Raw genomic sequence first — 13599 nt, 5'->3', positions numbered from 1 at the left:
TTCCTAAAAAGCTCAAGTAAATAAACCCAAATGGCTTTCAATGTGTAGAGTGACTTTGTGTCTGATGCAAATAGAAGGGAAGTAATACGCTGAAACCGTTGTACTTTCAAGCCATGCTCGAAAAACAAATATCTTAAGGTTATTTGGGTTTAGAACCTTGATGTGTCTGTATTGATTTCGAGTAAAAATAAGAATTATCCATAATTTAGGTAGTAGTATGTCCGGAGTGTTAAATACGGTTGACCAGCGTACGAACTTGGTTGGTGAAAACCGACTAGAGCTTCTGCTGTTCACTTTAAATAGTCGCCAATTGTTTGCGATTAATGTGTTCAAAGTGAAAGAGGTCATCAAGTTGCCACCGTTAACCAAGCTTCCTGGCTCACACTACAACATTCGTGGGGTCGCTTCTTTACGAGGTGAAGCGGTGCCAGTGATTGATTTGCGTGGCGCAATAGGTTTCCCAGCTTTGCGTGGTGAAGCGGAAGAAGAAAATTTGATCGTGACAGAGTACAACCGTACGGTGCAGGGCTTCTTAGTCGGTCCGGTTAAAAATATTATTAATACGGCATGGACTGAAATTCAGCCGCCTCCTTCCACGTCTGGTCGCTCGAATTACCTCACAGCTATCACGCAAATCAAAGAGGGGGATGTCTCTCAAATTGTCGAAATTATTGACGTTGAAAAAGTTTTAGCAGAGATCGTGCATTACGATGTCACGATTTCAGCGGACATTCTGGATCAAGAACTTGCCCAAGCAATGGTCGGGCGTAATGTTCTGATTGTGGATGATTCATCTACAGCTCGTAATCAAGTTCGCGATACGCTTTCTCAATTGGGTATGAATATCATCGAGTGTCGTGACGGACTAGAAGCGCTAACAGTTTTAAAACGCTGGTGTGATGAAGGGAAAGACGTAGAAAAAGAGCTGTTGATGATGATTACGGATGCTGAAATGCCTGAAATGGACGGTTATAAACTGACTCATGAAGTGCGCCAAGATCCACGTATGTCTAAGTTGTTTATTACGTTGAACACTTCTCTGAGCGGCAGCTTTAATGAAGCCATGGTACAAAAAGTAGGTTGTGATCGTTTTATCTCTAAATTCCAACCAGATCTGTTGGTTGAAGTTGCTCAAGACCGATTACGCCAGATGCTTTCTAAAAGTGCATGATTAGATATAGTGAAATCAGAGGGGGAGCAGCTCTCCCTCTGATTTTTTAACGCCTCGCTTATTAATATCTCTGTACTAATGAAAGTCGCGAGATTTACTTTGTAGATTATTCAAATAGTGCGTGCAATCAATCAACTTGCCAGCAATAACGTGCGTGACTTCTCCCTCTCTTTCAAGAATGCCTTTCACCATTAATACTTTAGCGCCTAAATACGCTTGCTTTTGGGCTCGTGCTGTCGCTTGCCAAACGACCACATTAATGTTGCCTGTGTCATCTTCTAACGTAAAAAATGTCACGCCAGCGGCGGTGCCTGGAGATTGTCTTCCCGTTACCACGCCTACCACTGTGACCAATGACCTATGCGGTTTCTCTGCCAGTTGCCTCATGCGGGTAAAATGAGGGAGTTTGCCCGTTTCTTCTAATAATTTAATCGGGTGGCGGCTAAGAGATAGTCCCGTGCTCGCGTAATCCTCAATTAAATTTTCATATTCTGAGGGCTGAGTTTGGTAGCTAACACTGGGTTCTTCGACCTTGTGAAACAATGGTAGGTCAGATAAGGAATCCATTGCTGCCCAGCGTGCGTTATAACGATTCCCCGATAGGATCTGAAATGCATTGGCTGAAGCCAATAATTCAATGTCACTTCGGCTTCTTAATATCTGCTTTACTTCTTGAATCGAGCGGTAACCATTAAGTGGTTTGCGCTCAATAAGCCTTTGCGCACTTTCTGCGTTAAAGCCTTTCACCAAGCGAAAACCAAGTTGCACGCCTAGCCTGCCATTCGGGCGTGAGACGAGATGATGCTGATATTTTGAATGATTGACGCACACCGGCAATACTTCGACTCCATGTCGGCGGGCATCTTGTACTAATTGCGATGGGCTATAAAATCCCATTGGTTGGCTGTTCAACAGTGCAGTGTAAAATTCTGCTGGGTAATAATATTTTAACCACGCAGAACAATATGCCAGCACGGCGAAAGACGCTGAATGGCTTTCAGGGAAGCCGTACTCACCAAAGCCGCAAATCTGATCGAAAATGCGCTCAGCAAACGCTAAGTCATAACCTCTATCTTGCATACCATTGATCAGTTTTGGTCTGAATTTAGCGAGATCGCCATTCTTCTTCCATGATGCCATCGCTCTACGGAGTTGATCGGCCTCGCCACCGCTAAACCCAGCGGCTGCCATGGCTAACTTGATGACTTGCTCTTGGAAAATAGGGACGCCCATAGTCCGCTCAAGAACGCTTTTTACTTCTTCCGATGGATAACTGACTGGCTCTTTGTGATCACGCCGTTTTAAAAAAGGATGCACCATATCACCCTGAATAGGGCCTGGACGAACAATCGCAATTTGAATCACTAAGTCGTAATAACAAGCAGGCTTTAGGCGAGGAAGCATGCTCATTTGTGCACGAGATTCTATTTGGAATACGCCTATCGTGTCAGCTTTTTGGATCATGCGGTACACGTGTGGATCATCTTGTCGGCGAGTGATCTCGGAAATAGAGAGGGATCGCTGGTGATGTTTCTCGACTAGTTGAAAGCACTTTCTGATGGCGTTTAACATGCCGAGTGCGAGCACATCGACTTTTAGTAGCTTCAAGCTTTCTAAATCGTCTTTATCCCATTGAATGATAGTGCGATCTTCCATCGAGGCATTTTCAACTGGTACCAACTCATATAAAGGGCCAGATGAAATTACAAAGCCACCCACGTGCTGAGATAAGTGGCGTGGGAAGCCAATGATCTCGTTGACCAATTGGATAAACTGCTGCCCTTTGAGAGATTCTGGTTGTAGGCCAAGTTCAATAATTTGAGCTTGCCAGCCTTGGCTGCGATCTCGGCGATTAACGTTCTTAATGAAAAAATCTAATTGGGTCTCTTCAATCCCTAGCGCTTTACCGACTTCACGCACGGCACTTTTAAAGCGATAGCTGATCACTGTTGCAGCAAGTGCTGCACGCTCACGGCCATATTTTTTGTAAATATATTGGATAACCTCTTCACGGCGCTCGTGTTCAAAGTCCACATCAATATCCGGCGGTTCCTTACGTTCTTTACTGATAAATCGTTCGAATAAGACTGCGATTTGTCGAGGGTCAACGGCGGTAATTTCCAGGCAATAGCACACCACAGAGTTTGCGGCGGAACCTCGACCTTGGTAAAGAATGCCTTGTTGTTTCGCGAACATTACGATGTCGTGGATGGTAAGGAAGTAGTAGTGGTATTTCAGCTCTTGAATAAGCGCAAGTTCATTCTCGATGGTTTGATTGACTTCTGCTGGCACGCCTTCAGGAAAACGCAGCTTTTTACCACGCTCGACTAACATACGTAAGTAAGAGTCGGGTGTATAACCATCTGGGATCAGTTCGGTAGGATATTCGTATTTTAAATCGGAGAGCTTAAACTCGCATAAATCGGCGATGTAAGTACTTTCTTCCAGCCATTCTGGTTTGTAAACCCGAACCAGTTTTTTAAAAGGACGAAGTGCTCGTTCTGTATTCGAAATACGATCAAAACCGAGTTTATCGACGCTACACCCATGCTTTATAGCGGTAAGTACATGTTGTAATGGCAAGCGTTCAACATCATGCATGAGAACGCCTCCGCAGGCAGTTATAGGTAATTGAAATTCATGTGCTAACTGCTCGCAGTGCGCAATGTACTCAGTATCGTTGTTACTCAAATGGCGCTGAATCGCTACCCACAAACGATTAGCGTGGTGTTGATTGAGCCAGCGTCCCCAATAGTGGTCACTCTCTTGATGTGTGGGCAGCCACAATATCAAGCAATGTCGAATCGACATCAAATCCCATTCGAACAGTTGATAGTTGCCTTTTCCACTTCGTCTTCTTGCGTTTGTGATGATACGACACAACTCGGCATAAGCCTTGCGACAAGGGCAAAGCAGTACGATTTGGCATTCATCATTTAACCAAAACATACTTCCAACGATTTGTTTGATATCGAGTTTATGTTGTTCGATGGTCGCATGGGCTTTGACAACGCCCGCGACCGAACATTCATCCGTTATAGCTAGAGCTTGGTAGCGATAGAAAGCAGCTTGGAGTACAAGCTCTTCTGCATGAGAAGCCCCAGTCAAAAAAGAGAAGTTAGACTGACAAAATAGTTCCGCGTAACTCATAATGACCCAACAAAAATTACTGTCGATTTAACAAAAATAGCCATGAAGAAACCAGTGCTTGTGCTGATCGCGAAATATCCATAACCAGCGGCCTTGCTTGGTGTGTGCAATGTAGTAATCACGCATGATCTCATCACCATCCCACCACCCAGAAACTATTCGCTCAGGTCCGTGGACCAAAGAAACTTGCTCTTGCAATACAATGGGAGTCGGTAATTGCATTGCGGGGCGTAGTATGGATGGTATGGCGTGCCCCTTTTCATCTGGAGCATCAGCAGGGCGATATTGACTGGCCTTTTCTGGTCTAGGATCACAAGCGATGTTGGGTTTTAACACAGCACTTTTCCCCAATTTAGCTTGCAGTAAAGAGAGCAGTTCTAAAGCATTCATGTTCCCTTTTTGCCCAGCAAAGAGATCACGTGATGCACTAAGAGGCTCACCTTGACGGACGACTTTTAACGTTAGCCCTGTGACTGGGCCATTGAGCGAGAGTGACTCTAAGCTTAAACTCGCTAACTGCTGCCAACGCTGACATAGGTAATCACCTTGCGCAGAAGTGAGTTGAAGGTGTTGCTCTTGTTTCTCACGCTGGTGGAGTGTTAAACACAGTTCAAAAGCGACCTTATCTCTTAATTTAAGAAAGGTTTCGAGTTGACGAAGTAATTTGGCCAACGGCTTTTCAATCCACTGAACGTTTTCGATCTCAAACAACAGCTCTAAATAAACTTGGAAGGATTCGGTAGGGTGATAAAAGTCGACAGGGTGTTTAAATTGCCCAGTCAGTCGACCAACGTAGTTCACCAAATCGATATCAAAGCGTCGTGCGATGTCTTGCAATGGCAGTTCAAGCAGGTTTTGCAATGTGGTGACGCCTACACGTTGTAACTTCTCTACGGTAGCGATTGATAAATCTGTCAGTGTTAACGGTAGTGGTGATAAGGCTTTTTGTATGGCAGATTTGTCTTCGCTGATGACGTTCGCTCCTGATAATGCCATCAATTTGGCAGCAAAAGGCGAAAAACCACATCCGAATTGAAAACTCAGTTTCAGCTCCGATAAGTGATCTCTGACTTTGTTCCAATAGTTTTCAAACCCTTCATACAGAGCGAGCATTGGAGTAGCACGCAGCAAAATACCTTGGTTTGGCATCAATACAACGTCAGATGTGATCAAATACAACCACTGAGCCACCTCTTGTAATTTATTTAATTCGGTTTGTGGATGATAAGGATGCACTTGTAAATCTCGACACAAGGACGCAGCACTGCCTAAGCCCATACCAGGCTTAATACCTTGTTGTTCGGCAATCTCGTTGTATTGAATAATCTGGCAACGTTGGCTTTCGACAATCACCACGGGTTGTTCTTGGTTATCACCAAAGAGTGCGTCTAGCTGCAGGCGAGGGAAGTGCAAGTAAATCCACAGAGCCATATCACTAACCTTGGTTCGCCAGTGGGAAATTGACCACAGTCGAGTGCACAGTTTCAGATGATGGTTTCACCAGTTGCGGGTAATGGTGTTGGAAGCCGATACTAACGCTACCTCTATTCCAGCCTCCTTTCCTTTTCAGCACTTCAACATTAATCCCTTGCTCGTCGCCTTTCAGTTTTAAACTGAGTGACACAGGCAAAGACAAGCGGTTGATAGTCTCTGTTTTAAGCATAAAGAGAGGGCAAGTACCTTGTTCACTCGCTACCTGTAAGCGTTTCACTTGATGTATTTCAAGCTCTTCTTGCCATAACAAAACATTACTGCATACCCCACTTTTCAGACATTGCTCTGCAGCCCAAAGAGCATCTTTGGGATGAGTTGGAGTAACAACCCACACTTGGTTTATATCCAACCCTATGTAGTGCAAAAACAGAGAATTCACTAACGCAGGTGGTTGAATAAATGCGGTCACACCATTGGTCTGAGTGGCTTTTAAATAGGGAGCGAGCAAACGCAATTCACCAATACTACCAATAGATTCCATCTCCACCACGCCATGAGGTGGAAAGCCTCCGCCGAGCAAATCATCTAATTCAGAAAAACCGGAACTAGTCTGCAACTGCTGAGGATCTGTTTTCGTTAAATTTGCTTGCCAAACAAGGTGCTGGCTTTTTAAGTGCTGAATAATATCGTGCATAATAAATACCTGTATATATGTACAGTATATTTCTATAGCAGAAAGTCGCAAGATTTTTATGAAGAGAGAAATGAAAAAAGGCAGCGTTTGCTGCCTTTTCAATCGATTATGTGAGGTAACCTGAATTCGTTATTTACGCTTCGGTTGAGCGTCGATGCACTGACCATTCACATCGGTAACCGCTGGATCCATTAAGTGCAAATATAGCGGCATGAGATCCAATGGCGTTTTGAGAGTATTTGCATCTTCACCCGGGTATGCTTTTTCACGCATGCGAGTACGAGTTGCACCAGGGTTAATTGCGTTAACACGGATCGGCGTATCACTCAGCTCGTCAGCCAAAACTTGCATCATGCCTTCTACGGCAAATTTAGAGATAGCGTATGGCCCCCAGAAAGCGCGACCAGAGTGGCCGACGGTCGAAGAGGTAAAGATAATACGCCCAGCTTCTGATTTACGCATCACAGGCAGTAGTGCTTGAGTCATTAACACTTCTGCTTTCACGTTGATCTGCATGATATCGTCGAAATCTTCCTCTTTGATTTGATCAAATGGACACAGCGAACTCAAGACACCTGCGTTGTGTAATAGGCCATCCAAACGACCAAACTGTCCTTCGATTGTCTCTGCCATATCAATGTAATTTTGCTTAGTTGCGCCCTTGAGATCCAGAGGAATGATAGCAGCTTGTGGGTAGCCAGCTGCTTCAATCTCATCATAGATAGATTCAAGGTTTTGCACATTTCTACCCAAGAGAATAACAGTAGCACCGTGCTCGGCATAAGAAAGCGCGGCTTGACGGCCGATGCCATTACCAGCGCCAGTAACAAGAATGACTTTACCTTTTAGAGCATCAGCTGAAACGGAGTAGTTCACGGCGATAAATCCTTATTATTGTAAGAGGGTCCATGATAGTTAATTGACGCTAAAAAACGCCTGTTTCTCAATGGAAAATCTTGGTAATCGTGACAAGATGGTTACAATACACCAATTCATGTGTTATACCAATTCCAGAACTTTCGTTAGGTATGCTATCAATCAGAACAAGTGGTTACAAACCGCGCTGCCTTCTCGCTGATGTTTCTGCGTAACATACTAACGTCATCTGAAATGAGATAAAGGAGCTCTCGTTGGAATTTTTATTAGATTATGGTCTGTTTCTGGCCAAAATTATCACGGTGGTTGCTGCGATAATTGTTCTGCTCATTATTGCAAAATCGGCTGGTGGCAAATCGGGTGCGGCGAAAGGGGAGTTAGAGATTACCAACCTTTCAGAGCAACACAAACAATCTGTTGAACAGTTAGAGCATCATTTGCATGACGATGCTTTCATCAAGGCTCGAGATAAAGCCGTCAAAAAAGAAGAAAAAGAGAAGAACAAATCTCGCGAGAAAGAAATCAAACAAGCGAGCAAAGACGGTTCATTAGATAGCAAGCGTGAACCACACCTATTTGTTCTTGATTTTAACGGTAGCATAGATGCAAAAGAAGTCGCGTCTCTACGTGAAGAGATCACTGCTATTTTGGCTGTCGCACGTGAAGGTGATGAAGTATTACTTCGTTTAGAATCTGGCGGTGGTATGGTTCATGGCTACGGCCTTGCCTCTTCTCAACTGGACCGAATCAAAGCTGCGGGTCTTCCTCTGACTATCTCTGTTGACAAAGTTGCGGCAAGTGGCGGTTACATGATGGCATGTGTAGCAGATAAGATTGTTTCTGCACCATTTGCAATTGTGGGTTCTATTGGCGTTATCGCACAAATTCCTAACTTCAACAAACTGTTGAAGAAACATGACATTGAGTACGAACAACTAACCGCGGGTGAATATAAACGCACGCTAACGATGTTTGGTGAGAATACCGATAAAGCGCGCGATAAGTTTAAGCAAGAGCTTGAAGAAACACATGTCTTGTTTAAAGACTTTATTCGCGAGCGTCGTCCTAGTTTGGACCTAGACAAAGTAGCTACAGGTGAGCACTGGTTCGGTACACAAGCGAAAGAGCTTGGTTTGGTGGATGATATTAGTACATCTGATGATATCGTTGTTGCGGCATGCAAAGATAAAACCGTACTTTCTGTGCATTATGTGCAGAAGAAAAAACTGGCAGACAAGCTAGCAGGTGTCGCGGGCAAAATTGCTGACAGTGTGATCTTAAAGTTAGCTGAGCGTGGTCAAAAACCGATTGTTTAATCGAACCTAAGATCATGACATTTGAAACGGCGAGGGTGGAAGCTCTCGCCGTTTTTGTTGAACCTTATGTTTATTGATGAATCCAATTGCGCATTAGGTGTAATGCTTTACACGACATTTTTCCTCGCTCCAAAGGGCGATTACCCGTATAATGCGCGCCTCGAAAACCGAGCAAATTGCTGAAAAGAAACTATAGGTGGAGAAGAACATGTCCTCTCAAACTCCGGTTGTAACCGTAGATGGACCTAGTGGTGCAGGTAAAGGCACTTTATGTATGTTGCTGGCGAAAAAGTTGGGTTTCCAACTCTTAGATTCTGGCGCAATTTATCGTGTACTTGCACTCGCTGCGATTCACCACGGTGTCGACACAGAGTCAGAAGACGCACTTGTCCCACTGGCAACACACCTAGACGTTCAATTTATCGCAGAGGGTGACTTAGTTAAGGTCGTTCTAGAAGGCGAAGATGTGTCAGGGGAGCTTCGCAAAGAAGAAACGGGTATGGCAGCATCTAAAGTTGCGGCTCTGCCACGTGTTCGTGAAGCATTATTACGTCGTCAGCGTGCATTTGAGGCCGCTCCGGGCCTAGTGGCTGATGGTCGTGATATGGGCACAATTGTATTCCCAAGTGCACAAGCGAAAATCTTCCTTGATGCGAGCGCAGAAGAGCGTGCAAATCGACGCCTTAAACAGTTGCAAGAGAAAGGGTTAGATGTTAAATTTGCTGACCTTTTAAGCGAGATCCAAGAGCGTGACGACCGAGATCGTAACCGCCCAGTGGCGCCACTACGCCCTGCTGAGGATGCGCTTGTGCTAGATTCTACGTCGATGACTATCGACGAAGTAGTAGAAAAGGCACTACAATATATCGAATCGAAGCTAGCTGAGTAATGATACTCGGCTAGACTAAGAGCGTTGGTCGCAAGGATGATGACTGGCGAATTTAATAACCCCATGCGGTAGGATACCCGTGGACGTTTAATTTATTGAAGATTAACTAAATGACTGAATCTTTTGCTCAACTCTTTGAAGAGTTTCTAAACGAAACAGAATTCCAACAAGGCAGCATCGTTAAAGGTACTGTAGTAGCTATCGAGAACGGTTTCGTTCTTGTTGACGCTGGTCTTAAGTCTGAATCTGCTATCCCTGCTGAACAGTTCAAGAACGCTGCTGGCGAACTTGAAGTTGAAGTTGGCGCTGAAGTAGACGTAGCTCTAGACGCTGTTGAAGATGGTTTCGGTGAAACTCAACTTTCTCGTGAGAAAGCTAAGCGTCACGAAGCTTGGATCGTACTTGAGAAAGCTTACGAAGAAGCTGAAACTGTTGTTGGTATCATCAACGGTAAAGTTAAAGGCGGTTTCACTGTTGAACTAAACGGTATCCGTGCTTTCCTTCCTGGCTCTCTAGTAGACGTACGTCCAATCCGCGACACTGCTCACCTAGAAAACAAAGAGCTAGAGTTCAAAGTTATCAAACTTGACCAAAAACGTAACAACGTAGTTGTTTCACGTCGTGCTGTTATCGAATCTGAAAACAGCGTTGAGCGTGACGAGCTTCTAGAAACTCTACAAGAAGGTTCTGAAGTTAAAGGTATCGTTAAGAACCTTACTGACTACGGTGCGTTCGTTGACCTAGGTGGCGTTGACGGTCTTCTACATATCACTGATATGGCTTGGAAGCGCGTTAAGCACCCATCTGAAATCGTTAACGTTGGTGACGAGATCCAAGTTAAAGTTCTTAAGTTCGACCGTGAGCGTACTCGCGTATCACTAGGTCTTAAGCAACTAGGCGAAGATCCATGGGTAGCAATCGCTAAGCGTTACCCAGAAGGTCACAAACTAACTGGTCGCGTAACTAACCTAACTGACTACGGCTGCTTCGTTGAAATCGAAGAAGGCGTTGAAGGTCTAGTTCACGTTTCAGAAATGGATTGGACTAACAAGAACATCCACCCTTCTAAAGTTGTTAATGTTGGCGACGAAGTTGAGGTTATGGTTCTTGAAATCGACGAAGAACGTCGTCGTATCTCTCTAGGTCTGAAACAGTGTAAAGCTAACCCATGGCAGTCATTCGCTGAAGCACAAGCTAAAGGCGACAAAGTTACTGGTAAGATCAAGTCTATCACTGACTTCGGTATCTTCATCGGTCTAGAAGGCGGCATCGACGGTCTAGTTCACCTATCTGACATTTCTTGGAATGTTGCTGGCGAAGAAGCTGTACGTGAGTACAAGAAAGGCGACGAGATCTCTGCAGTTGTTCTAGCAGTAGACGCTGAGCGTGAGCGCATCTCTCTAGGCATCAAGCAAATGGAAAACGACCCATTCAATGCTTACGTTGCTGACAACAAGAAAGGTGTTCTAGTTAACGCTACTGTAACTGCTGTTGACGCTAAAGGCGCTACTGTTGAAATCGCAGAAGGCGTTGAAGGTTACATCCGTGCTTCTGAAGTATCTCGCGATCGCGTAGAAGATGCTTCTCTAATCCTAAGCGCTGGTGATGTTGTTGAAGCGAAGTTCACAGGTGTAGACCGTAAGAACCGCGTAATCAACCTATCTATCAAAGCTAAAGACGAAGCTGACGAGCAAGAAGCAATGGCATCTATCAATAAGCAAGATGACAATGCATTCGGTAACGCAATGGCTGACGCTTTCAAAGCTGCTAAAGGCGAATAATATACTCGCTTAAGCAAAAAAGGAGCCGCAAGGCTCCTTTTTTATATTTGAGCATATTTAAGTAGTAATACTAATGACGGTAAACTATCTTAATAAAAGGCATTTCTTCATTGCGCATTTTGCATAAAATTTGTCTAGAATTGTCAGCAAGTGTTTGTTGGAATTAGTATTACTTACTATAATAAGTGATAAAGATACTCAAAGAGGGCAACTATGACTAAGTCTGAACTGATTGAAAGACTCTGCGCTGAGCAAACACACTTATCAGCGAAAGAGGTAGAGGATGCTGTAAAAGATATTTTAGAGCACATGGCCTCTACGCTAGAGAGCGGTGACCGTATCGAGATCCGCGGCTTTGGTAGTTTTTCTCTTCATTACCGCGAGCCTCGCGTAGGTCGTAACCCTAAAACGGGCGATAAAGTGGAATTGGAAGGTAAATACGTTCCACATTTCAAACCAGGTAAAGAGCTTCGTGAGCGTGTAAATATTGGCTAACGCACTCTTATTAGTTTGAAAAAAGCGGCATACGTTTGTGTATGCCGCTTTTTTGTAATGTATCCAAGCAGTTTACGAAGCGAGCTGTTGATTCTGGCTGTTTTCTTTGCAGCTTTCTACACCCAAGTAACTTTAACTTCTAGGCGTGTCTACAAACTAAGCATCTTGAGGTTACTTGGGTATAGATTATTGCTAATATACGTAGTCTGAAGAAGCATTTTCCTGCATAATCTTACCGACTTACTCCTAGAAGGGTGATGTAAATGAAAATTATAAAAATCGTTGCTGTTTTAGCTCTCTTTTTAATTGCATTGGCGTTAGGTTCCCAAAACCAAGAGCTCGTGACTTTTAACTATCTTCTAGCCAAAGGAGAGTTCCACTTATCTACACTATTAGGTGTGGTATTTGTGGTTGGCTTTGCTTTAGCGTGGGTTATCTTTGGTAGTATCCAGCTGAAAACTCAGCTACAAGTTCGTCGTTTAAAGAAAAAACTGAAAAAGTACGAACCTGCAGATGCAAACAAGCCTGCTGATAAGCCAGCCATCGAAAAACAGGCATAAGGATAAGGCTTAACTTTAATGCTTGAACTACTCTTCTTGTTATTGCCTATAGCTGCTGCGTATGGCTGGTATATGGGGCATCGCAGCGCTCAGCAAGACAAGCAGAAGCAATCTCATCAAATCTCTCGTCAGTATATGACGGGTCTTAATCTGCTGCTCTCTGACCAATCAGATAAGGCTGTTGATCACTTTATTGAATTGCTCCAAGTTGATAACGAGACAATCGATACTCACCTTGCGTTGGGTAATTTGTTCCGGTCTCGTGGCGAAGTCGACCGCGCAATCCGAATTCACCAAAATCTCATTTCTCGCTCTGGCTTAACACTGGATCAAAAGAATCTTGCACTTCAACAGTTGGCGAAAGATTACATGGTCTCTGGTTTTCTCGATCGTGCAGAGAAAATCTTCGAACAGTTAGTCGAAGAGCCAGATTATAAAGAAGCGGCCCTTCAGCAATTGGTAACCATTTACCAACAAACGCGTGAATGGGAAAAAGCAATTTATTACGCCAATCAATTGGCTAAGTTGGGTAATAAACGCTCCAGAATGCGTGCGAATATTGCTCATTTTTGGTGTGAAATTGCCATGCTTGACCAGGCCGATGGTAATACTAATAAGGCTATACAGCACTTTAAAAAAGCCCTAGCAGAAGACCCAAAGTGTGTTCGAGCGAGTATTGCTTTGGGACGAATTTATCTAGAGTCTGAAGATTATAAACACACGATAAAATACCTGACGGGTGTGCTTGAGCAAGACAAAGACTTTATCAGCGATGTCTTACCAACCATTGCAGAGTGCTACCATCATCTGGGCCAGGAAGATGAACTTGTCGAGTTTCTGCGAGCTTGTATTGATAAGAAAGCAGGCGTATCAGCCGAGTTAATGTTGGCTCAGTTGGTTGCTCACCACGAGAACGTCGGGGCTGCACAAGAGCTGCTGACCAAACAGCTGCTGAAAAATCCAACCATGAAGGGTTTTTATCGATTAATTGACTACCATATTGCTGAAGCAGAAGACGGGCGCGCGAAGGACAGTCTATCGACGCTACAAGCGATGGTGGGTGAACAGTTAAAAGTGAAACCACACTACCGATGCCGGAAGTGTGGGTTTTCTACTCATTCCCTTTATTGGCACTGCCCATCCTGTAAAGGGTGGGGGACGATCAAGCCAATCCGCGGATTGGATGGTGAATAATTTTAATGCAGCTGACAGAGTTTCTGTCCGCTGCATTTT

Annotated in this window: 11 protein-coding genes; 7 read left to right on the top strand and 4 right to left on the bottom strand. The window is 44.2% G+C overall.

The window, feature by feature from the left end; all coding sequences use genetic code 11:
• Positions 1-217: 217 nt before the first annotated feature.
• Positions 218-1171: a chemotaxis protein CheV gene (locus J8Z23_RS10755; RefSeq protein WP_048625753.1), complete on the top strand. Its 954-nt coding sequence runs from the start codon at positions 218-220 to the stop codon at positions 1169-1171.
• A gap of 75 nt (positions 1172-1246) precedes the next feature.
• Here the strand turns inward: J8Z23_RS10755 and J8Z23_RS10750 are convergent, their stop codons facing one another.
• The 4 genes from J8Z23_RS10750 to J8Z23_RS10735 form a co-directional block, all read right to left on the bottom strand.
• The gene (locus J8Z23_RS10750) at positions 1247-4321 is read right to left on the bottom strand and encodes an error-prone DNA polymerase (protein WP_301659671.1); all 3075 of its coding nucleotides are present in this window, start codon (positions 4319-4321) and stop codon (positions 1247-1249) included.
• A 27-nt stretch (positions 4322-4348) separates the two neighbouring features.
• Positions 4349-5752, bottom strand: a complete 1404-nt coding sequence (locus J8Z23_RS10745; RefSeq protein WP_301659670.1) for a Y-family DNA polymerase — start codon at positions 5750-5752, stop codon at positions 4349-4351.
• Between the two features lie 4 nt (positions 5753-5756).
• The gene (gene imuA / locus J8Z23_RS10740) at positions 5757-6449 is read right to left on the bottom strand and encodes a translesion DNA synthesis-associated protein ImuA (RefSeq protein WP_085343537.1); all 693 of its coding nucleotides are present in this window, start codon (positions 6447-6449) and stop codon (positions 5757-5759) included.
• Positions 6450-6578: 129 nt separating this feature from the next.
• The gene (locus J8Z23_RS10735; RefSeq protein ID WP_006743161.1) at positions 6579-7325 is read right to left on the bottom strand and encodes a YciK family oxidoreductase; all 747 of its coding nucleotides are present in this window, start codon (positions 7323-7325) and stop codon (positions 6579-6581) included.
• Between the two features lie 254 nt (positions 7326-7579).
• On the opposite strand from J8Z23_RS10735, the gene sohB reads away from it, so the two are divergent.
• From sohB to lapB, 6 genes are all read left to right on the top strand, one after another.
• Positions 7580-8641, top strand: coding sequence for a protease SohB (sohB, locus tag J8Z23_RS10730; RefSeq protein WP_012841596.1), 1062 nt, complete (start codon positions 7580-7582; stop codon positions 8639-8641).
• 208 nt (positions 8642-8849) lie between these two features.
• Complete coding sequence (gene cmk / locus J8Z23_RS10725; protein WP_005397113.1) at positions 8850-9530, top strand: (d)CMP kinase; 681 nt, start codon at positions 8850-8852, stop codon at positions 9528-9530.
• Between the two features lie 110 nt (positions 9531-9640).
• On the top strand, positions 9641-11311 hold the full coding sequence (gene rpsA, locus J8Z23_RS10720) for a 30S ribosomal protein S1 (protein WP_005385817.1): 1671 nt from the start codon (positions 9641-9643) through the stop codon (positions 11309-11311).
• 213 nt (positions 11312-11524) lie between these two features.
• Positions 11525-11806 (top strand): integration host factor subunit beta, encoded by a 282-nt coding sequence (gene ihfB / locus J8Z23_RS10715; protein WP_005385816.1) that lies wholly within the window; start codon positions 11525-11527, stop codon positions 11804-11806.
• Between the two features lie 263 nt (positions 11807-12069).
• The gene (locus J8Z23_RS10710; protein WP_104971944.1) at positions 12070-12366 is read left to right on the top strand and encodes a LapA family protein; all 297 of its coding nucleotides are present in this window, start codon (positions 12070-12072) and stop codon (positions 12364-12366) included.
• A gap of 18 nt (positions 12367-12384) precedes the next feature.
• Positions 12385-13560 carry a lipopolysaccharide assembly protein LapB gene (gene lapB / locus J8Z23_RS10705; protein ID WP_005376665.1) on the top strand — a complete coding sequence of 392 codons (1176 nt, stop codon included), beginning with the start codon at positions 12385-12387 and terminating at the stop codon, positions 13558-13560.
• Positions 13561-13599 lie beyond the last annotated feature (39 nt).

Origin of the sequence: Vibrio sp. SCSIO 43086 (assembly GCF_051132235.1) — a bacterium.
Classification (GTDB): Bacteria; Pseudomonadota; Gammaproteobacteria; order Enterobacterales; family Vibrionaceae; genus Vibrio; species Vibrio diabolicus.
The sequence above is the reverse complement of the archived record's forward strand: the minus strand, read 5'-3'. Positions and strand labels throughout refer to the sequence as shown.